Genomic DNA, 19,691 nt, shown 5'->3' with positions numbered 1-19,691 from the left:
TACAACCGAGCGGTGGGCTGTTCGGCGGATCGTTGAACGGTGTGCCGTTGCGCCATGTGGGTGGTCACGGCTGCCGTTCGTCGTGCGGGAGCAGCAATCCGCCGACTGAGGGTGGCTCCGGGCCGTGCTCGTTCGGTTACCTGGAGGCGTGCACGAGACAACCGGTATCCAGGCGGAGCCGGCCAGGCCGCGGGTGGAGGACATCGTCCCGCCGGAAATCCTCGCCGACCCACTGGTCGATCGCGCGCACCTCGAGGAGGTGCTCGCCGCGCCGGAGCGGTTCCTGCCCGACCCGGCCGCGGCACCCGGCGTTCCCGAGCCAAGACCCGAGCAGCCGCCGCAGGAGCCGGAGAGCCGGTTCGCCCGGCGGTCGAAGCTGCTCGGCCTGCTGGGCGCGGCGGCACTGCTGACCGGGTCGATCGCCGCGGCCGCGATGCTGCGCGACCGGCCACCGGCGCACCCCGGCGCCGACGCCGCCCAGCCCGCCGAAGCGGCGATCACCGGCGCGGCCGCGCTGGGCGCGTTCGCCATCCCGACGCCGCGCGACCACTCGGCGGCCACCGGCCCCACCCTGCCCGCCACGTCCGGAACCACGTCGACGAGTCCGTCGGCCACCCCGCCACCCGGCGTGCCGGTGGCGCGGGTGGTGCCCGGCTCGGTGACCCCGGCGGCAGGCACCTCGACCGCCACCCCGGTCAGCAAGCGCGACCTGGTCGAGCGGTTCTACCGGCAGGTGGACGTCAACCCCAGCGGTGCGCTGGCGATGCTGACCGGCACGCTGGCCGGGTCCCGGTCCGGGGACCTGGTCCGGGCGTGGAGCACGATGGACTCGGTGCGCGTGGAGAGCGTGCGCGAGCAGCCGGACGGCTCGGTGCTGGCCGTGGTCAGCATGTACGACGACGACGGCCAGCGGCTGCGGGTCACCCAGCAGCTGTGGTTCACCGGGGACGAGCGCGGGTTGATCTCCCAGGCCCGCCTGCTGTCGGCCCAGCACACCTCCTAAGCTCTTCGCCGTTCGTGGTGATCGGGTTTCACCCGCGTGGGGTGCCACCTGCGTGTGCGCAGAGTTAACGCCCTAGCCTTGTCACGAGACGGTCTCGGCAAACCCGGCCCACAGACCGTCCCACTGTGCATACGCTCAGCGGGCGGGTTCCACCATCAGGCCCGCGGAGCACCAGAAGGAGGTCGCGTGAGCGACGAGGGTCGCCTGGTCGCCGGCCGGTATCGCATCGTCCAGCGGATCGGCACCGGCGCGATGGGTGCCGTCTGGCAAGCGCACGACGAGGTGCTGGCGCGCACGGTCGCGATCAAGCAACTGCTGCTGCAGCCGGGACTGGACGGGCACGAGGCCGAGGACGCCAGGCAGCGCACCATGCGCGAGGGCCGGATCGCCGCCCGCCTGCACCACCCGAACGCGATCACCGTGTTCGACGTGGTCACCGACGACAACGGCCAGCCCTGCCTGATCATGGAGTACCTGAACTCCACCAGCCTGGCGCAGGTGCTGCACGAGCACAAAACGCTGCCGCCGATGGAGGTGGCGCGGATCGGCGCGCAGATCGCGGCGGCGCTGAAGGAGGCGCACGCGGTCGGCATCGTGCACCGCGACATCAAGCCGGGCAACATCCTGATCGCCGGCAACGGCCACGTGAAGATCACCGACTTCGGCATCTCGCGGGCCAAGGACGACGTCACGGTCACCAAAACCGGCATGATCGCCGGTACGCCCGCCTACCTGGCGCCCGAGGTGGCCATCGGCGGTGACCCCGGGCCCGAGTCGGACGTGTTCTCGCTGGGGTCGACGCTGTACGCGGCCTGCGAGGGCCAGCCGCCGTTCGGGCTGAGCGAGAACACGCTGAGCCTGCTGCACGCGGTGGCCGCCGGGCAGATCAACCCGCCGCGCCAGTCCGGGCCGATGGCCAGCGTGCTCGCGGTGATGCTGCACCCCGAGGTCGACCACCGGCCGACCGCCGAGGAGTGCGAGGACCTGCTGGACGCGGTCGCGCGCGGGGAGACCCCGCTGGGCGGCCCGACCGAGGTGCACGCCTCGCCGTCTGCGGTGGCCGGCGCCGCCGGAGCCGGTGCCGCGGCCGGGGCGCTGGGCACGCAGACCCTGCCGGAACCGGACGGGGTGTCCGGTGGTTACTCCGGCACCCTCTCGGACACCCCGGCCGCGGGCGGGTTCTACGACGACCGCCCGGACGACGGTTACCCACCCGCCGAGGGCTATCCCGAAGAGGACTACGACAGCAACCGGTTCCGCGCGGCCGGGGCGGCCACCGCGGTGGCGCCGGTGCCGCCGCGGTCCTACGCCGACGACGACTACGAGCCGGAACCGCAGCGCACCCCGCCCCCCGCACCGGCCGGGAACCCCGGGGCGTGGAAGAAGCCGGCCGCGATCGGCGGCATCGTGCTGGTCGCGTTGATCGCGCTGGGGGTGTGGATCCTCCTGCCGGAGGACAAGGCCAACGGCGACGCCCCGCTCGCGCCGCCGCCGGCGCCGAGTTCGAGCGCGCCGCCGAGCACGGAGAGCTCGGCGGTGGAGCCGAGCGCGGAGGAGCCCGCGGACGACCCGGCGGCGCCGACCAGGCCCACCTCTTCGGCACCGCCGAAGGGCAACGACCCGCCGCCGCCGAACAATCCGACGCCGACGTCGGAGAAGCCCACGTCGTCGAAGCCGAAGCCGTCGGATCCCCCGCCGTCGAATCCGCCGAGCGACCCGCCGCCGTCGGGCACGGAGTAGGCGAGTTCACGTTCGCGGTGACGCGGTGGCAGTCGATCAACGGTTAGTGTGGGTGGCCAGTACTCCGGATCGCTGGTGTGACAGAGGTAGTTGATTGAGTTCTCAGGGCGCGCTCGTCGGCGGCCGCTATCGGCTGGACCAGCCGATCGGCCGCGGGCGTGCGGGAATCGTCTGGATGGCGTACGACACGCGCCTGCACCGCAACGTGGCCGCGAAGCGGCTGTACCTGCCCCCAGGACTCGATCCCCAGCAGGCGGAGCACGCGCGGGCGGTCGCCGTGCAGCAGGGTCACGACGCGACCCGGATCTCGCACGCCTGCGCGATCACCGTGCACGACGTGGTCCGCGACGGCGCCGACGTGTGGCTGGCGATGGAGTACGTGCCGTCGCGCAACATGGTCGACTTCCTGTCCGAGTACGGCAGGCTCACCCCGGAGCAGGCCGCCTTCCTCGGCGTGCAGCTGGGTTCGGCGCTGATCGCCGCGCACGCCGCCGGCATCCCGCACCGCGGGCTGCAGCCGAGCAACGTGCTGCTCGCCGACGACGGCGGGGTCAAGCTCACCGACATCGGCATCTCCGGCTGGCTCGATCCGGCGTACCTCTCGCCCGAGGTGCGGCGCGGTGAGACGCCGACCACGGCTTCGGACGCCTACTCGCTCGGCGCCACGCTGTTCGCCGCGGTGGAGGGCGTGCCGCCGGCCGGGCCGGACGGCACCGGGCCGCAGGTGCAGCCGAACCACACCGGGGTGCTCTCCGGGGCGCTGTCGAAGATGCTCCGCGCGGACCCGATCACCCGGCCGACCATGTCGGACATCATCGCGTCGCTGAAGGCGATCACCGACGGCAGGCAGACCGCGTTCATCCCGCCGACCGCGACCGCGTTGCCCGAGGTCACCACGCCGCCCCCACCGCAGTACGGCGGGCAGCCGCAGCAGCAGACCCGGATCGGCGAAATGGGGCCGGTGCCCCCGCAGGCACCGCAGCCGGCGCGGTCGCGACTGCCCCGGCCCACCCGGCCGGACGGGAATCAGCTCCGCCGCTGGGTGGTGCTGGCGCTGGCGCTGTTCTTCGCCGTGGCCATGGGCATCGCCTTCACCGAACTGTTCCTGGTCTGACCGACGCCGCCCGCAGGCCGTCGACCAGGTGCCGCACCACCGGCAGCTCCCTGGCGTGCCAGGCGACCGCGGCGTGGATGCACCGCACCACCTCCGGCCGGGCCAGCGGCCGCACCACCACCCCGGGGTGCGGTGAGCCGAGGCCGAGTTCCGGGATCAGCATCACCCCGAGCCCGGCGGCGACGAAGCCCTGACCGGTGGCGTAGTCCTCCGATTCGACGGCGAACTCCGGCGTGAACCCGGCTTCGGCGCAGGCGCCGAGCAGGATGTCCAGGCAGGGGCCGAGCGGTTCGATGCCGATCCACGGCTCCGCGCCGAGATCGGCCAGGTCGAGCACCTCCTTCGAGGCCAGCGGGTGCGACTTCGGCAGCACGGCCCGGTACGGGTCGTCGAGCAGCGGGAACAGGTCGACGTTCTTCGCCTCCCGGCCCTGCTTCGGCAGCACCACGATGGCGAAGTCGGTCTCGCCGGACTCGACCGAGGGCAGCGGGTCCTCCGGCTCGGTCAGCTTCAGGCTCAGCTTGACACCGGGGAAGTCGCGGCGCACCGCGGCGACGGCGGGCGGGACCAGCGCCGCACCGGCGGTGGCGAAGTAGCGGATGGACAGGCTCCCGGTGCGGCCGTCCTTCAGCTCGGTCAAAGCTGCTTCTGCCCGCAGAAGCTGGTTGCGCAGGATTTCGGCGTGTTCGGCGAGCAGCAGGCCCGCCGGGGTGGGGCGCACACCGCGGCCGACGCGTTCCAGCAGCGCCGTGCCCGCTTCCCGTTCCAGTGTGGACAGCTGCTGGCTCAGCGCGGACGGGGTGTAACCGAGGGCGCGGGCCGCCGCGGAGATCGATCCGCTGGTGATCACCGCGTTCAGCACCTGCATGCGCCGGACGTCGAGCATGGGCTCGATCTTACAGTTTTGCTAAAAGATCACTGCAGAAGATTTCGCTTGTCCTTACCTCTCGGCCTGGCGAGGCTGGAGCCGTACGTCAAGGAGGCTGGGGTGACCGAAACGAAGACCCTGTTGCGGATGGGCGCGCTCGCCCTCATGTGGGGGTCGAGCTTCTTCTGGATCAAACTCGGGCTGCACGCGTTCTCGCCGGTGCAGCTCGTGCTGGGCAGGCTGGTGCTCGGCGCCGCCGTGCTGCTGGCGCTGTGCCTGCTCAACCGCCACCGGCTGCCGTCGGACCGGCGGCTGTGGTTCCACCTGGCCGTCGCCGGGCTGTTCCACTGCGCCCTGCCGTTCCTGCTCTTCGCCATCGGCGAGCAGACGGTGGACTCCGGCATCACCGGCGTGATCAACTCGACCACGCCGCTGTGGGCGCTGCTGGTCGCGGTCATCTGGGGTGTGGAACGGCGGCTGGGCCTGGCCAAGGGCGCCGGGCTGCTGCTGGGGCTGGCGGGCACCACGCTGATCTTCGCGCCGTGGCAGGCGTCCGGGCTGCTCAGCTGGGGCGCGTTCGCCTGCCTCGCGGCTTCGGCCAGCTACGGTTTCGTGTTCGTCTACGAGGAGCGCCACCTCTCGCGCAGCGGTTCCTCGCCGATGGTGCTCGCGGGCACGCAGATGCTGCTGGCCAGTGGGTTCCTGCTGCTGGCGGTGCCGGTCGGCGGTACCACGCCGGTGCACTTCGACCTCGGTGCGTTCGCCGCGGTGGCGGTGCTCGGCGTGTTCTCCACCGGGATCGCCTTCGCGATGAACTACCGGCTGCTGGAGACCGAGGGCGCGGTGGCGGCGTCGACCGTGGGGTACCTGCTCCCGGTGGTTTCGGTGCTGCTGGGCAGCCTGTTCCTCGGCGAGCAACTGGACCCGCGGGTGCTGGCCGGCATGGTCGTCGTGCTCGCCGGGGTCGCGCTGACCAGGGTGCGCAAGCGGGCGAACGACCTCGAACTGGAGCCGGTCCCGGTGGAACCGGCTCCCGCGAAGTAGTTCTAGACCAGGCGGCGGTCGGAGGCCCAGCGGGACAGCTCGTAGCGGTTGGACAGCTGGGTCTTCCGCAGCACGCTCGACACGTGCGTCTCCACCGTCTTCACCGAGATGAACAGCTCCGAAGCGATCTCCTTGTAGGCGTACCCCCGCGCGAGCAGGCGCAGCACGTCCCGCTCCCGCGGGGTGAGCAGGTCCAGCTCGGGGTCGCTGATCGGCGCCGAACCGGGCCGGTCGGCGAAGGCGTCGAGCACAAAACCGGCCAGGCGCGGCGAGAAGACCGCGTCCCCTTCGGCCACCCGCACCACCGCCCGGACCAGTTCCTTCGACGAGATCGTCTTGGTGACATACCCCCGGGCCCCCGCCCGGATCACCGCGATCACGTCCTCGGCCGCGTCCGACACCGACAACGCCAGGAACACCACGTCCGGCAGCTCCGGCCGGATCCGGCGCAGCACCTCGGCCCCGCCGCCGTCTGGCATGTGCACGTCGAGCAGCACCACCTGCGGGCGGGTGCGCGCGATCCCCGTCACCGCTTCGGCGACGGACCCCGCCTCGCCGACCACCCGCACCTCCTCGGTGATCGACTCCAGCTCGGCCCGCACCCCCGCGCGGAACAGGGCGTGGTCGTCCACCAGGAACACCGACACCGGCTTCTTCGCCTCGTCCGTCACGCGACCTTCCCAACCTTGATCGGCATCTCCAGTTGCACCTCGGTGCCCTCGCCAGGGGCGGTGCGGAGACGGCACTTGCCGCCGTTGCGCTCCATCCTCCCCCGGATCGAGTCCGCCAGGCCATGCCGGTCACCGGGAACCGCGTCCGGATCGAACCCCTTCCCCCGATCGCGCACGAACACGAACACCGCCGTCGGCTCCACCTCGGCGTACACGCTCACCTCGTCCACCCCGGCGTGCTTGGCCGCGTTGACGATGGCCTCCCTGGCGGCCTGCACCAGCGCGGTCAGCGGCTCGTCCAGTTCGGCTTCGCCGACCACCACCTGCTGCACCGAGATCGCGAAGCTGTCCTCCACCTCCCCGCACGCGGTCGCGATGGCTTCCGACAGCCGCCCCCCGGACGGCGCCAGCCCCTCCGACCCCGACTTCTCCTTGTCCCCGTACCCCGACGGCCCGTACAACCAGGTGCGCAGCTGCCGTTCCTGTCCCCGCGCCAGCCGCGCCACCTCCCTCGGGTCCCCCGACTGCTTCTGGATCAGCGCCAGCGTCTGCAGCACCGAGTCGTGCAGGTGCGCGGCGATCTCGGCGCGTTCCTCGGTGCGGATGCGGGCCCGGCGTTCCTCCCCGAGGTCGCGGACCAGCCGGACCCAGAACGGCACGGTCAGCACCGCCACCCCGATCAGCGTGGCCAGCACCGCGAGCAGGGCGAACTGGATCTGCTCCATGCTCCCCGAGCGCAGCAGCACCACCCCGACCCCGGTCATCACCAGCGCCGCCCCGGCCAGGATGCGGATCGCCGCCGACCAGCCGCCCGCCCCGGACAGCGTGCCGACCACACCCGTCTTGGCCCCGGTGCGCCAGCGGCGGCGCTGCGACTCGTCGGCCTCCCGCCAGACCACCGCGGCACCGATCAGCGCCACGGTCAGCGGCGCCGCCACCCAGCCGCTGAACAACCCGGTCAGCGCGCCACCGGCCACCGACAGGCCGACCCCGAGCGCGATCAGCCCGAGCGCCTGCTGGCGGTCCTTCGGCGAACCGGTCTTCTTCTCCTCCTTGGCGCTCTGCGGCACGAACACCCAGAGCAGGCCGTAGGCGAACAACCCGACCCCGCCGAGCCCGCCGAGCAGCGCGAACACCAGCCGCACCCACAGCACGCGCACGTCGAGGTGGTCGGCGAGCCCGCTGGCCACACCCGCCACCGCGCGCCCGGACCGCCGCCGGTACAGCTTCGGCGGGCCTGCTTCGGCCACCGCCGAGCGCGGAGCCGGGATCACCACGGTCTCCGCTTCCGGCGTCGTTCCGGGGGTTCGCTGGAGCTGTTCTGGCACGTGGCCCATGTTCACACGCCCGTGGCCCGGAATCATCAGGGAAACCCCGGATTCGGACCCGGGTCCGGGCACCGCCCCTGAGCAAGTTCAGGGGACATCCCGGATGTGCGCGCGGCCTCCGGGACCGCATGCTCGACGGCATGAGTGGGACATCGACGCAACCGTCGGGGACCTCGGGCTTCAACGGGTTCGAGGAGACGGTCAAGGACTTCTGGGTGAGCCGTCCGCGGCGCCCGAAGCAGGGCCGCAAGGTCGCCGGGGTGGCGGCCGCGGTCGGCAACCGCTACGGCATCGATCCCGTGGTGGTGCGCGTGGCGCTGGTCGCCGCGACCGTGTTCGGCGGCATCGGCCTCGCGCTGTACGTGGTGGGCTGGCTGCTCTTCGCCGACGAGCACGACGAGGTCTCGGCCGCCGAGGGGCTGCTCGGGCGGGGCCAGACCTCGGTGAACCCGGCGTTCACCGTGCTGCTGGGCTGCTCGCTGTTCTTCTTCGTGCCGTGGTCGTTCTCCGGCAACTGGTTCGACGGCGGCGGCTTCTTCGGCCTGGGCCTGCTCCTGCTCGCGCTCTACCTGCTGCACCGCAGCCGCGGCCAGTTCCACCGCCCCGCCGCGCCGCCGGTCCCCGGCCACGACGCGGGCTTCACCATGACCGACGGAGGTACCACCGTGTCCAGCAGTCCCGGCGCGCCCCCGCAGTGGGATCCGCTCGGTGCCGCGCCGTTCGCCTGGGATCTGCCCGATCCGAACCCGGCGCCGGTGCTCGCCGACGAGCCGGCCCCGCCCCCGGTCCGGCGGCGCCGCTCCTCCGCGGCGAGCAAGGCGACCTTCGCGGTCGCGCTGGTCACCGCCGGGGTGCTGACCGCGTTCGGCATCGCCGGGGTGCCGTGGTTCAGCCCGGCGCACATCATCGGCGTGACGCTCGGGGTGCTCGGCGTCGGCATGGTCGCCGCTTCCCTCACCGGTGGCGGGCGCGGCCTGATCGGGCTGGCCGTGCCGCTGTCCATCGCCGGGGTGGCGCTGACCGCGGTGCCGTTCCACGCGGTCGGCGGCGGGGTCGGCCGCATCGACGCCACCCCGCGGGCGGCGCACGAGGTGCTGCCGGTCTACGAGCAGACCGCGGGCGACATCGACCTGAACCTGACCGAGCTACCCGAGGACACGCCGGTCACCACCACCGTGCGCACCACGCTCGGCAGTTCGACGGTGCTGGTGCCGGAGGACGCCGACGTGCAGGTCACCTGCGCCAGCTCGGTCGGCGACATCGAGTGCCTCGGCCGCTCGCACAGCGGTCTCGGCAACGCGCCGATCACCGTGACCGATCTGGGCGACGACGGCCCTGGCGGGCCGAAGTACAACCTGTCCGTGACGACTTCGACCGGCAGCGTGGAGGTGCGCCGTGGCTGACGAAACCGAGAACGAGACCAGGCCCGCTCGCCGGCTCGACGTGTTCACCCTGCTGATCGGGCTGGCGACGGTCGGGGCGTCGGCCTACGTGCTCACCGACGGCGAGCTGCCGCTGCCCGGGTTCGACCCGCGGTGGCTGGTCGCCGGCGCCGCGGTGCTGGTCGGCCTGCTGCTGCTCGGCGCTTCGTTCAGCGGCAAGCGGCGATAACCCACTCACGAGAAAGGGCCCCGGAGTTTCCGGGGCCCTTTCTCGCTGTTCCTTCCCGCCCGTCGCCCCCTCAACGGAGCCGCTGGGCGGTGCTCATTCCCATTCGATCGTGCCCGGCGGCTTGCTCGTCACGTCCAGCACCACGCGGTTCACCTCGGCCACCTCGTTGGTGATCCGGGTGGAGATGCGCTCCAGCACCTCGTACGGCAGCCGGGTCCAGTCCGCGGTCATCGCGTCCTCGCTGGACACCGGCCGCAGCACCACCGGGTGCCCGTAGGTCCGGCCGTCGCCCTGCACGCCGACGCTGCGCACGTCGGCCAGCAGCACCACCGGGCACTGCCAGATGTCGCGGTCCATCCCGGCCGCGGTCAGCTCCTCGCGGGCGATCGCGTCGGCCGACCGCAGCGTGGCCAGCCGGTCCGCGGTGACCTCGCCGATGATCCGGATGCCCAGCCCCGGCCCGGGGAACGGCTGCCGGTGCACGATGGTCTCCGGTAGGCCCAGTTCCAGCCCGACCCGGCGCACCTCGTCCTTGAACAGCAGGCGCAGCGGCTCGACCAGCTCGAAGGCCAGGTCCTCGGGCAGCCCGCCGACGTTGTGGTGGCTCTTGATGTTCGAGGTGCCCGCGCCGCCGCCGGACTCGACCACGTCCGGGTAGAGCGTGCCCTGCACCAGGAACCGGTAGTCGCCCTCGGCCTTGAGGTCGCGCTCGGCCTGCTCGAACACCCGGATGAACTCGCGGCCGATGATCTTGCGCTTCTGCTCGGGGTCGGTCACCCCGGCCAGCGCGGTCAGGAACCGCTCGCGGGCGTCCACGGTGACCAGGTTGACCCCGGTGGCGGCGACGAAGTCCCGTTCCACCTGCGAGCGCTCACCCGCCCGCAGCAGGCCGTGGTCGACGAACACGCAGGTGAGCCGGTCGCCGATGGCGCGCTGCACCAGCGCGGCGGCCACCGCGGAGTCCACCCCGCCGGACAGCCCGCAGATCGCCCGGCCGTCCCCCACCTGCGCCCGGATCGCCGCCACCTGGTCCTCCACAATGGACGCGGTGGTCCACTGTGGACGGATACCGGCGATCTCGTGCAGGAACCGGCGCAGCACCTCCTGCCCGTGCGGGGAGTGCCCGACCTCGGGGTGGTACTGCACCCCGGCGATCCGGCGGTCGGTGTTCTCGAACCCGGCGACCGGCGCGCCCTCGGAGGTGGCGGTGACCACCGCGCCTTCGGGGGCCTTGGTCACGCTGTCGCCGTGGCTCATCCACGCGGGGTGCCGCGCGGGCAGTTCGTCGTGCAGGACGCCGCCGTCGCCGTTGACCTTGACCTCGGTGCGGCCGTACTCGCGCGCCCCGGTCGCCTCCACGGTGCCGCCCAGCGCACGGGCCAGCAGCTGGAAGCCGTAGCAGATGCCGAACACCGGCACGCCGGCCTCGACCAGCGCCGGGTCCATCGCGGGCGCGCCTTCTTCGTACACACTGGACGGTCCACCCGAAAGGATGATCGCGGCCGGGTTCTTCGCCAGCAGCTCGTCGACTGCGGCGGTGTGCGGGACCACCTCGGAGTAGACCTGCGCCTCGCGGACCCGCCGCGCGATCAGCTGCGCGTACTGCGCCCCGAAGTCCACCACGAGCACCGGCCCGGTGCTGCTGTTCACTCGCCGACCTCCTTCTCGTCGGCCACTATCGTCGCAGGTGATGACTTCGAGGAAGGGACGGGGATGCGAGCCACGCTGATCTACGGAGCGGGCGACGTGCGCGTGGAGGACGTGCCGGACCCGGTGCTCCGCACGCCGTCGGACGCGGTGGTGCGGGTGCTCCGGTCGTGCGTCTGCGGCAGCGACCTGTGGCCGTACGGCAGCCGGGAGGCCACCGAGCAGGGGCAGCGCATCGGCCACGAGTTCCTCGGCGTGGTCGCCGACACCGGTGCCGAGGTGCACACGGTCAAGGCCGGTGACCTGGTGGTGGCGCCGTTCGTCTACTCCGACGGCACCTGCGGGTTCTGCCGGGACGGGCTGCACACCTCGTGCGTGAACGGCGGCAACTGGGGTGTGCGCGACGTCGACGGCGGGCAGGGCGAGGCGGTCCGGGTGCCGCACGCCGACGGGACCCTGGTCAAGCTGCCCGTAGCCGAGGACACCGCGTTGCTGCCGTCGCTGCTGACCCTGTCCGACGTGTTCTCCACCGGCCACCACGCCGCCGTCACCGCGGGCGTGAGCGAACGCACAACGGTGACGGTGATCGGCGACGGCGCGGTCGGGTTGTGCGCGGTGCTGGCGGCGCGGCGGCTGGGTGCCGAGCGCATCGTCCTGATGGGACGGCACCGCGAGCGCACCGACCTCGGCCGCGAGTTCGGCGCCACCGACGTGGTCGCCGAACGCGGTGAAGAGGGCATCGCGAAGGTCCGCGACCTGACCGGCGGCACCGGCACGCACACCGTGCTGGAGTGCGTCGGGACCCGGCCCGCCTTCGAAACGGCCGTCGGCGTGGTCCGCCCCGGTGGCCGGGTCAGCCGGGTCGGGGTGCCGCAGTACGCCGAAGGCCCGATCGGGCGGTACGTGTTCGGCAACAACATCACCATCACCGGCGGTGTCGCCCCGGCGCGGCACTACATCGAGCAGTTGCTGCCGGACGTGCTCGAAGGCCGGGTCGAACCGGGGAAGGTCTTCGACGTGACCATGCCGCTGGAACAGATCCCGGCCGCCTACCGGGCGATGGCCGATCGGCGCGCGCTGAAGGTGCTGGTCAAGTGAGCGAGGAGACCTTCACCCCGGAACCGCGTCCCGCCTGGATCGCCGGGCTGCCCGAACCGGGCGGGAGCACGCTGGAAGTCACGCACCCGTTCGACGGCAGCGAAGTCGCCACGGTCGCCGTGCCGGGTCCGGAGCAGGTGGAACGGGCGGTGGCCAAGGCGGCGGCGGTGGCCGCGGAGTTCCGCCGCCGTCCCGCGCACCAGCACGCCGCGGTGCTCGACCACGTCTCGCGGGCGCTCGCCGAACGCGCCGAGGAGATCGCCGAGGTGATCACCGCGGAGAGCGGCAAACCGCTGAAGTGGTCGGAAGTCGAGGTGCGGCGGGCGGTTTCGGTGTTCCGGATCGCCGCCGAGGAGGCGCGCCGGTTCGGCGGCGAACTGCAGCGGCTGGACACCGACGAAGGCGGCGAAGGCCGGATGGCGCTGGTGCGGCGGGTGCCGCGCGGACCGGTGCTGGGCATCGCGCCGTTCAACTTCCCGCTGAACCTGGTGGCGCACAAGGTCGCCCCGGCGCTCGCGGTCGGCGCGCCGATCATCGTCAAACCGGCTCCGCGCACCCCGCTCTCGGCGCTGGTCCTCGGTGAGGTGCTGGCCGAGACCGACCTGCCCGACGGCGCGTTCTCCGTGCTGCCACTGGGAAACGCCGAGACCTCGGCCCTGGTGGCCGATCCCCGGCTGCCGGTGGTCTCGTTCACCGGCTCGGTCCCGGTCGGCTGGTCGATCGCCGACGCCGCGGCCCGCAAGCACGTGGTGCTCGAACTCGGCGGCAACGCGGCGGCCGTGGTGCTGGCCGACTGGCCGGACCTGGCCGGGGCCGCGCGGCGGATCGCCACCTTCGGCAACTACCAGGCCGGGCAGTCGTGCATCGCGGTGCAGCGGGTGATCGTCGAACGCGCGGTGGCCGGGGAGTTCGTGCCCGCGCTGACCGAAGCGGTGCGCGCGTTGCGCACGGGCGACCCGTACGACACCGAGGTCGACGTCGGCCCGGTGATCGACGAGGCTTCCGCTGAGCGAATCGTTACCTGGATCACGGAAGCCGTCGACGGCGGAGCCCGGGTGCTCGCCGGCGGCGGGCGCGACGGCGCCACCGTCGAGCCGACGCTGCTCATCGATGTGCCGGCTGACGCCAAAGTCTGGGCGGAGGAGGTGTTCGGGCCGGTGCTCGCGGTGTCCGTGGTGGATTCCGCCGAAGCCGCGTTCGAAGCGGTGAACGATTCGCGATACGGGCTGCAGGCAGGGGTTTTCACCCGGGACGTGCGGCAGGCCTTCCGCGCCTCGGCGGAACTGGAGGTCGGCGGGGTGATCATCGGCGACGTGCCGTCGTACCGCGCGGACCAACTGCCCTACGGCGGGGTGAAGGGTTCCGGCCGGGGCCGCGAAGGGGTGCCCGCGGCGATGGCGGACCTGACGGAGGAGAAAGTAACCGTGCTGACCGACGTCACTCTTTAGGACTAATACAGCCGATAGGCAGTGCACTAAGTAATTCCCATACCGCCATACGTGCGGTACCTTCAGCCAAGGTTCCTTGGGGGGAACCGGATCCGGACACCTAGCGTCGCACCTTGTGCAATCTCCGCAATCGGTTGCGACGCCACGGAAAAGGGTTGGCTGCGCCGGCGAGCGGCGCATTCACGAGGGAGGAAACGGATTATGAGCACGCCCACCGAGGAGCTGGTCCCGGAGTCGGAAGAGACCCCGGACGGCCCGCGCAACACCAGCGACCCGACCACGCAGGGCCCGCGCAACACCAGCACCGGTCCCACCACCCAGGGGCCGCGCAACACCAGCACCAACCCGACCACCCAGGGCCCGCGCAACACGAGCACGCCCACCTCGTAGGGCGAACGCCGTAGTCTTCCGCCGGGCGGGACCCCCCGCCCGGCGGACTTCGTCTGCGGGCCTCATGTGGTCTGATAGTCAGGTGGCCGCCCCTCACGATTCCGGAGCGACCCGCCGGCACCGGCGTTCCCGTGCCCGCGATGCGGTACTGGACCAGGTCGGCGAACTGCAAGAAACGGCCGTGCGGATCCGGCACGCGGGCCGTGAGCGCGAAGCGATGCGCCTGTTCCGGCGCGGTCTCACGCTGCTCGAGACGATCTCCGGCGAAGCCGATTCCCGCTGGCTCGCGCTGCACATCGAGCTGTGGATCCGGCTCGCCTACTCCGAAGCCGAGTTCGGCACGGTCGCCGACGGCCTCGCGCGCCTGGACGCGGTCCGCCCACGGCTGGGTGAACTGCCCGGAGGTCCGGTCCAAACCGAGCTCCGCGGCTTCCTCGACCACATCCACGGCACCCTGCTGGCCAGGGCGGGCTGGGACGAGGCCAGCCTGCCGCTGATGGAGTCGGCGATCGCCCACCGCCGGGCGCTGCTCGCCGACGCACCCGGCGACCGGGAACGGCTGACCGAGGCGCTGGTCGCGTCGGTCAGCAACCGCGGTCTGTCCTTCGTCATCCTCGGCAGGCTCGCCGAAGCCCGGCGGGACCTGGACTACGCGAGCGAACTGGCCGCGGAGTTCGACTTCCCGCAGAAGACCGCGTACCTGCAGCACATGCTCGGCGACCTGGAGAAGCGGCTCGGCCGCCTGCCGCAGGCGCTGTACCACTACGGCGAGGCCGAACGCGCTTACCTCGACCTCGGCCCGGACATGCTCCACCGGCTGCGGATCGACCAGGCGCAGGCGTTGCTCGGCGCCGGGCTGGCGATGGAGGCGGGACGGCACCTGGACGAGGTGCTGCCGCAGATGCGACGGCAGCGCGTCGGCCAGGACCTCGGTGAGGCGGAGCTGTTCCGCGCGGCGGCGGCGTTGCTCGAAGGCGATCTGCAGACCGCGCAACAGCTCGCGGGTTCCGCGCAGCGCCGGATGCGGCGGCGTGGCACGGAGGGCTGGGCGACCGTCGCCGAACTGCTCGGCCTGCGGGTCCGCACGATGCGGGCGCTGTCCAGCGGACGCGTGCCCGCGGCACTGGTGTCCACCGCGGGGCAGCTGGCCGCGCGACTGTCCGAACTGCGCCTCGGCGAGGACGCCGCACTGGCGAGAACCCTTGCCGCGCAACTGGAAGTGCGTCGCGGGCGGGTCGAGGAGGCGAGTGATCTGCTGCGCCGCGTGCCGCGCCCGAAGCCGCACACCCCGCTCGAACACCGCATGCTGCTGCGCCTGTGCAAGGCGGAACTGGCGGCCGCGCAGGGGAACCGGCGCAAGGCGTTCGCGCAGGCGCGGGCCGGGCTGACCGAACTGGGGCAGGCCCGCGACCGCATGGGCGGGCTGGAACTGCTGTCCGGCACCGCCTTGCACGGGCAGGAACTGGGCGACCTGGCGATGCGGCTGGTGCTCGACGGCGGCGAGTCGGCGACCGAGGCGCGTCAGCTGTTCAACTGGCTGGAGCGCACGCGGGCGCAGATGTACCGGTACGAGCAGTTGTCCGGGTTGGAGAACACGGAGCTGGTCGAGTCCATCGCGGAGATCCGGCACGTCGGGCACGCGTTGCGCGAGGCCAAACTGGACGGCAGGCCGGTGGCCGGGTTGCAGGCGCGGTACCAGCGGCTGCAGCACGCGGCGACCCGGCTCGGCTGGCACGCCGCGACCCGCTGGGGGCGGCCGCGGCCGGTCGCCACCGTGGAGGACGTGGTGGCCAGGCTCGGCGACCGGGTGCTGATCAGCTTCGCGGCCTCGGGCGACAGATTGCTCGCGGTGGTGGTGCACGACGGCCGGGTGCGGATCGTGTGGCTGGGCTCGGCGCGCGAGGCCGCGGAACGCACGCGGCGGCTGCACGCCGACCTGAACGCGATGGCGCCGGACCACCTGCCGGAGCCGTTGCTGCAGGCGATCTCGACGTCGGCCCGCAAGGAGGCCGACCTGCTCGACGCGCAGCTGATGCGGCCGCTGCTGGAGTTCACCGGCGACCGCGAGGTGGTGCTGGTGCCGACCGGGACGCTGTACGCGGTGCCGTGGAACGTGCTGGGCTCGATGCGGTACCGGCCGATCGTGGTGGCGCCGTCGGCGACCGCGTGGCTGGCGGCGTCCCGGCCGGCCCCGGAGTCGTCGGGCACGGTGCTGGTGCGCGGGCCGAACCTGCTGGCGGCGACCGGGGAGATCGACAAGCTGGCCGCGCACCACCGGCACGCCACCCAGTACGCGGCCGACCGCGCCGACGTGCGCACCGTCCTCGACGCCCTCGACGGCGTCGATCTGGCGCACATCGCCGCCCACGGCACGCACGAACCGGACAACGCGTTGTTCTCGCGGCTGGAACTGGCCGATGGGGCGTTGTTCGCGCACGAGGTCGCCGCCCTGCGAAGACCGCCCCGGCAGGTGGTGCTGGCCGCGTGCGAACTCGCGCTGAACCTGATCCGGCCGGGCGACGAGGCGCTCGGCTTCGCCGGTGCCCTGCTGGCCAGCGGCACCCACACCGTGGTCGCCGCGGCCAGCCGGGTCGGCGACCACCCCGCCGCCGCGGCCATGGACGACTACCACCGGGCTCTGGCCGCGCACGCCGCCCCCGCCACCGCCCTGGCGGATGCCGTCGGCGTCGACCCGCTACGCCGGCCCTTCATCTGCCTGGGCTCCGGCGATGCCCCTGACCAGGCGAACCTGCTTTAGCCCGCAAAAGACGCTTCAGACACCACGGCACAAACCGGGCATCGTTGGTCAGCCGTGGCGCAAGGCGCCCGGAGCATCCGACGGGACGGCCGGGCGAACCGGGCTCACCGGGTCCAATCGCCGGTACCCCGAGGACTGCGGCGGCCGCGGGTCCGGCTCGCCGTTGTTCGGCCAGAAGGACATGGCTCGTTCCGCCTGCGCGGTGATCGTCAGCGACGGGTTCACGCCCAGGTTCGCGGTGATCGCCGAACCGTCCACGACGGACAGCCCGGGGTGCCCGAACACCCGGTGGTACGGGTCGATCACCCCCGACGCGGCGTCCGTGCCGATCGGGGCGCCGCCGATGAAGTGCGCGGTCAGCGGGATGTCGAACACCTCGCCCCAGGTGCCGCCCGCGATGCCGTCGATGTGCTCGGCGGTGCGCAGGTTCGCCTCGTGCCCGGCCGGGATGAACGACGGGTTCGGCTCGCCGTGCCCCTGCTTCGAGGTGTACTTCCGCCGCCCGAACAGGCCGCGCTTGGTGTAGGTGGTGATCGAGTTGTCCAGGCTCTGCATCACCAGCAGGATCACCGTGCGCTCGCTCCACCGGTACCCGTTGAGCAGCTTCGCCGACTGGATCGGGTGCTTGAGCAGGAACCGCACCGCCTGCTGCCACCGCGGCACCGGCGACGCGCCGTCGGTGGCGATCGTCTGCAGCAGGCTCATCGCGTTGCTGCCCTTGCCGTACCGCACCGGCTCGATGTGCGTGGTCTCGTCCGGGTGGATCGACGACGTGATCGCCACGCCGCGGGTGAAGTCCCGCGCCGGGTCCACGGTCGGCCGCCCGGCACCGATGATCGCCTCGGAGTTCGTCCTGGTCAGCTCGCCCAGCCGCGCCGAAAGCCGCGGCAGCGCGCCGGTGTCCTTCATCCGGTGCAGCAGGTTCTGCGTGCCCCAGGTCCCGGCGGCCAGCACCACCTTGCCCGCGGTGATCGTGGTCCGGAACCGCGGCGAGACCTTGCCGGTCTTGCGCAGGTCGACCTCGAACGAGCCGTCCGCGCGCTCGCGCAGCCCGGTCACCGTGGTCAGCGGGACCACCTTCGCCCCGGCCTGCTCCGCCAGGTACAGGTAGTTCTTGACCAGCGTGTTCTTCGCGCCGACCCGGCACCCGGTCATGCACGAGCCGCACTGGGTGCAGCCGGTCCGCTCCGGGCCGGCCCCGCCGAAGTACGGGTCGGCGACCCGCTTGCCGCCCTCGCCGAAGTACACCCCGACCGGCGTCGCGTGGTACGAGTCCGCGACGCCCATGTCGACGGCGACCTTCTGCATCACCTCGTCGACCGGGGTGACCAGCGGGTTCGTCACCACGCCCAGCATCCGGCTCGCCTGGTCGTAGTGCGGCGCGAGCTCCGCCTCCCAGTCGGTGATGTGCGCCCACTGCCGGTCCTGGTAGAACGGCTTGAGCGGCCGGTACAGCGTGTTCGCGTAGACCAGCGAACCACCGCCGACCCCCGCGCCCGCCAGCACCATCACGTCCTTGAGCAGGTGGATGCGCTGGATCCCGAAGCACCCGAGCTGCGGCGCCCACAGGTAGCGCCGCAGGTCCCAGGAGGTCTTCGCGAACTCGTCGTCGGCGAAGCGGCGGCCCGCCTCGATCACCGCGACCCGGTAACCCTTTTCGGTCAGCCGGAGCGCGGCGACGCTGCCGCCGAAACCCGAGCCGACCACTACGACGTCGTAGTCCGTGGTGGTGTTACGAGCAGTCACAGGTAAAACCATAACCCGCGAGCTGCTTCCTGACTACCAGTAAGTTACCGGCGGGTTAGTTCCGGATCGTCAGGCCGACCTTCTGGAACTCCTTCAGGTCGGAGTACCCGGTCTTCGCCATCGCCCGCCGCAGCGCGCCGAAAAGGTTGATCACGCCCTCGGCGTCCGACGACGGCCCGAACAGCAGCGTCTTCAGGTCGACGGCGTAGTCCGGGCCCGCCGCCACCCGCGACCGCGGCAGCGACGGGTGCGCGGCCGCCGCCGTCCAGTACAGGCCCTGGCCGGGTGCTTCGGTGGCGGCGGCCAGCGGCGCGCCGAGCATGACCGCGTCCGCCCCGCAGGCGATCGCCTTGGCGATGTCCCCGGAGACGTTGATGCCGCCGTCGGCGAGCACGTGCACGTACCGCCCGCCGGTCTCGTCGAGGTAGTCGCGCCGCGCCGCCGCCGCGTCGATGATCGCGGTCGCCATCGGCACGCCGATGCCGAGCACGCGGTCCGTGCTGGTCACGCCCGGGCTGTAACCGTGGCCGACGATCACGCCCGCCGCGCCGGTGCGCATCAGGTGCATCGCGGTCCGGTAGTCGCCGACGCCCCCGGCGATCACCGGCACGTCGAGGTCGGCGATGAACTGCTTCAGGTTCAGCGGGTCGCCGTCGCGCACCACGTGCTCGGCGGAGACGATCGTGCCCTGCACCACCAGGATCTCCACCCCGGCGGCGAGCAGGTCCGGCGTCAGCTCGGCGGCGTGCTGCGGGCTCACCCGCGCGGCCACCGTCACGCCCGCCTCGCGCACGGTCCGGATCGCCTCGGAGATCAGGTCGAGCCGGATCGGCGCGGCGTGCAGTTCCTGCAGCACGCGGGTGAGCGCGGTCGGGTCGCCGTCGCCGTCCTCGGCCGCCCGCACGATCCGGAACACCGCCTCTTCGACGTCCGGCTGGCGCGCCCACAGCCCCTCGGCGTTGAGCACGCCGAGCCCGCCCAGCTCGCCGACCGCCACCGCCGAGCCCGGCGAGACGATCGCGTCCGTCGGGTGCGTCACCAGCGGCAGGTCGAACTGGTAGGCGTCGATCTTCCAGGCTGTGGAGACCACCTTGGACGAACGAGTGCGCCGCGACGGCACGATCTCGATGTCGTCCAGGTCGTACGCCCGCCGAGCGGTACGGCCCATTCCGATCTCGACCAGATCCCGCACGTGACGTCCCTTCTCGAACACGATGTTCCAGCG

General features: G+C 72.3%; 16 protein-coding genes. 10 read left to right on the top strand and 6 right to left on the bottom strand.

Features of this window, described 5'->3' with window-relative positions:
* The first annotated feature begins 148 nt into the window (after positions 1–148).
* The 3 genes from AC07EG_RS00600 to AC07EG_RS00590 all read left to right on the top strand — a co-directional run bounded on the left by AC07EG_RS00600 (position 149) and on the right by AC07EG_RS00590 (position 3,857).
* Complete coding sequence (locus AC07EG_RS00600; RefSeq protein ID WP_478250805.1) at positions 149–1,003, top strand: hypothetical protein; 855 nt, start codon at positions 149–151, stop codon at positions 1,001–1,003.
* A gap of 186 nt (positions 1,004–1,189) precedes the next feature.
* Positions 1,190–2,743, top strand: a complete 1,554-nt coding sequence (locus AC07EG_RS00595) for a serine/threonine-protein kinase (RefSeq protein WP_478250804.1) — start codon at positions 1,190–1,192, stop codon at positions 2,741–2,743.
* A gap of 94 nt (positions 2,744–2,837) precedes the next feature.
* A complete protein-coding gene (locus AC07EG_RS00590) occupies positions 2,838–3,857 on the top strand; it encodes a serine/threonine-protein kinase (protein ID WP_478250803.1) in 1,020 nt (339 codons plus the stop codon).
* Here the strand turns inward: AC07EG_RS00590 and AC07EG_RS00585 are convergent.
* The gene (locus AC07EG_RS00585) at positions 3,835–4,743 is read right to left on the bottom strand and encodes a LysR family transcriptional regulator (RefSeq protein ID WP_478250802.1); all 909 of its coding nucleotides are present in this window, start codon (positions 4,741–4,743) and stop codon (positions 3,835–3,837) included. The genes AC07EG_RS00590 and AC07EG_RS00585 overlap by 23 nt on opposite strands.
* A 102-nt stretch (positions 4,744–4,845) precedes the next feature.
* On the opposite strand from AC07EG_RS00585, the gene AC07EG_RS00580 reads away from it, so the two are divergent.
* Positions 4,846–5,769, top strand: coding sequence for a DMT family transporter (locus tag AC07EG_RS00580; RefSeq protein WP_478250801.1), 924 nt, complete (start codon positions 4,846–4,848; stop codon positions 5,767–5,769).
* A 2-nt stretch (positions 5,770–5,771) separates the two neighbouring features.
* Here the strand turns inward: AC07EG_RS00580 and AC07EG_RS00575 are convergent, their stop codons facing one another.
* Positions 5,772–6,440 carry a response regulator gene (locus AC07EG_RS00575; protein WP_478250800.1) on the bottom strand — a complete coding sequence of 223 codons (669 nt, stop codon included), beginning with the start codon at positions 6,438–6,440 and terminating at the stop codon, positions 5,772–5,774.
* Positions 6,437–7,777: a PspC domain-containing protein gene (locus tag AC07EG_RS00570; protein ID WP_478250799.1), complete on the bottom strand. Its 1,341-nt coding sequence runs from the start codon at positions 7,775–7,777 to the stop codon at positions 6,437–6,439. The genes AC07EG_RS00575 and AC07EG_RS00570 overlap by 4 nt, the downstream gene beginning before the upstream one ends.
* A 131-nt stretch (positions 7,778–7,908) precedes the next feature.
* Between AC07EG_RS00570 and AC07EG_RS00565 the strand changes: the two genes are divergently transcribed.
* A complete protein-coding gene (locus AC07EG_RS00565) occupies positions 7,909–9,171 on the top strand; it encodes a PspC domain-containing protein (protein ID WP_478250798.1) in 1,263 nt (420 codons plus the stop codon).
* The gene (locus tag AC07EG_RS00560; protein WP_478250797.1) at positions 9,164–9,379 is read left to right on the top strand and encodes a hypothetical protein; all 216 of its coding nucleotides are present in this window, start codon (positions 9,164–9,166) and stop codon (positions 9,377–9,379) included. Before AC07EG_RS00565 ends, AC07EG_RS00560 begins: the two co-directional genes overlap by 8 nt.
* A gap of 93 nt (positions 9,380–9,472) precedes the next feature.
* On the opposite strand, the gene guaA is transcribed toward AC07EG_RS00560, so the two are convergent.
* Entirely contained in the window at positions 9,473–11,029 is a 1,557-nt protein-coding gene (guaA, locus tag AC07EG_RS00555) for a glutamine-hydrolyzing GMP synthase (protein ID WP_478250796.1), read from the bottom strand.
* A 63-nt stretch (positions 11,030–11,092) separates the two neighbouring features.
* On the opposite strand from guaA, the gene AC07EG_RS00550 reads away from it, so the two are divergent.
* The 4 genes from AC07EG_RS00550 to AC07EG_RS00535 all read left to right on the top strand — a co-directional run bounded on the left by AC07EG_RS00550 (position 11,093) and on the right by AC07EG_RS00535 (position 16,720).
* Positions 11,093–12,124 carry a zinc-dependent alcohol dehydrogenase family protein gene (locus AC07EG_RS00550; RefSeq protein ID WP_478250795.1) on the top strand — a complete coding sequence of 344 codons (1,032 nt, stop codon included), beginning with the start codon at positions 11,093–11,095 and terminating at the stop codon, positions 12,122–12,124.
* Entirely contained in the window at positions 12,121–13,572 is a 1,452-nt protein-coding gene (locus AC07EG_RS00545; protein ID WP_478250794.1) for an aldehyde dehydrogenase family protein, read from the top strand. The genes AC07EG_RS00550 and AC07EG_RS00545 overlap by 4 nt, the downstream gene beginning before the upstream one ends.
* A gap of 201 nt (positions 13,573–13,773) precedes the next feature.
* A complete protein-coding gene (locus AC07EG_RS00540; RefSeq protein ID WP_478250793.1) occupies positions 13,774–13,962 on the top strand; it encodes a hypothetical protein in 189 nt (62 codons plus the stop codon).
* A 181-nt stretch (positions 13,963–14,143) separates the two neighbouring features.
* On the top strand, positions 14,144–16,720 hold the full coding sequence (locus AC07EG_RS00535) for a CHAT domain-containing protein (RefSeq protein WP_478250792.1): 2,577 nt from the start codon (positions 14,144–14,146) through the stop codon (positions 16,718–16,720).
* A gap of 48 nt (positions 16,721–16,768) precedes the next feature.
* Here the strand turns inward: AC07EG_RS00535 and AC07EG_RS00530 are convergent, their stop codons facing one another.
* Complete coding sequence (locus AC07EG_RS00530) at positions 16,769–18,466, bottom strand: FAD-dependent oxidoreductase (RefSeq protein WP_478250791.1); 1,698 nt, start codon at positions 18,464–18,466, stop codon at positions 16,769–16,771.
* A gap of 55 nt (positions 18,467–18,521) precedes the next feature.
* Positions 18,522–19,658, bottom strand: a complete 1,137-nt coding sequence (locus AC07EG_RS00525) for a GuaB3 family IMP dehydrogenase-related protein (protein WP_478250790.1) — start codon at positions 19,656–19,658, stop codon at positions 18,522–18,524.
* Between the last annotated feature and the right edge of the window lie 33 nt (positions 19,659–19,691).

The sequence above is a fragment of the Amycolatopsis sp. NPDC045836 genome (genome assembly GCF_056431745.1).
This window is presented reverse-complemented; position numbering and strand designations above follow the sequence as displayed.

Coding starts and splice junctions, on each gene's coding strand:
- AC07EG_RS00585 (WP_478250802.1), bottom strand. CDS start 4,743: ATGCTCGACGTCCGGCGCATGCAGGTGCTGAACGCGGTGATCACCAGC.
- AC07EG_RS00570 (WP_478250799.1), bottom strand. CDS start 7,777: ATGGGCCACGTGCCAGAACAGCTCCAGCGAACCCCCGGAACGACGCCG.
- AC07EG_RS00540 (WP_478250793.1), top strand. CDS start 13,774: ATGAGCACGCCCACCGAGGAGCTGGTCCCGGAGTCGGAAGAGACCCCG.
- AC07EG_RS00565 (WP_478250798.1), top strand. CDS start 7,909: ATGAGTGGGACATCGACGCAACCGTCGGGGACCTCGGGCTTCAACGGG.
- AC07EG_RS00550 (WP_478250795.1), top strand. CDS start 11,093: ATGCGAGCCACGCTGATCTACGGAGCGGGCGACGTGCGCGTGGAGGAC.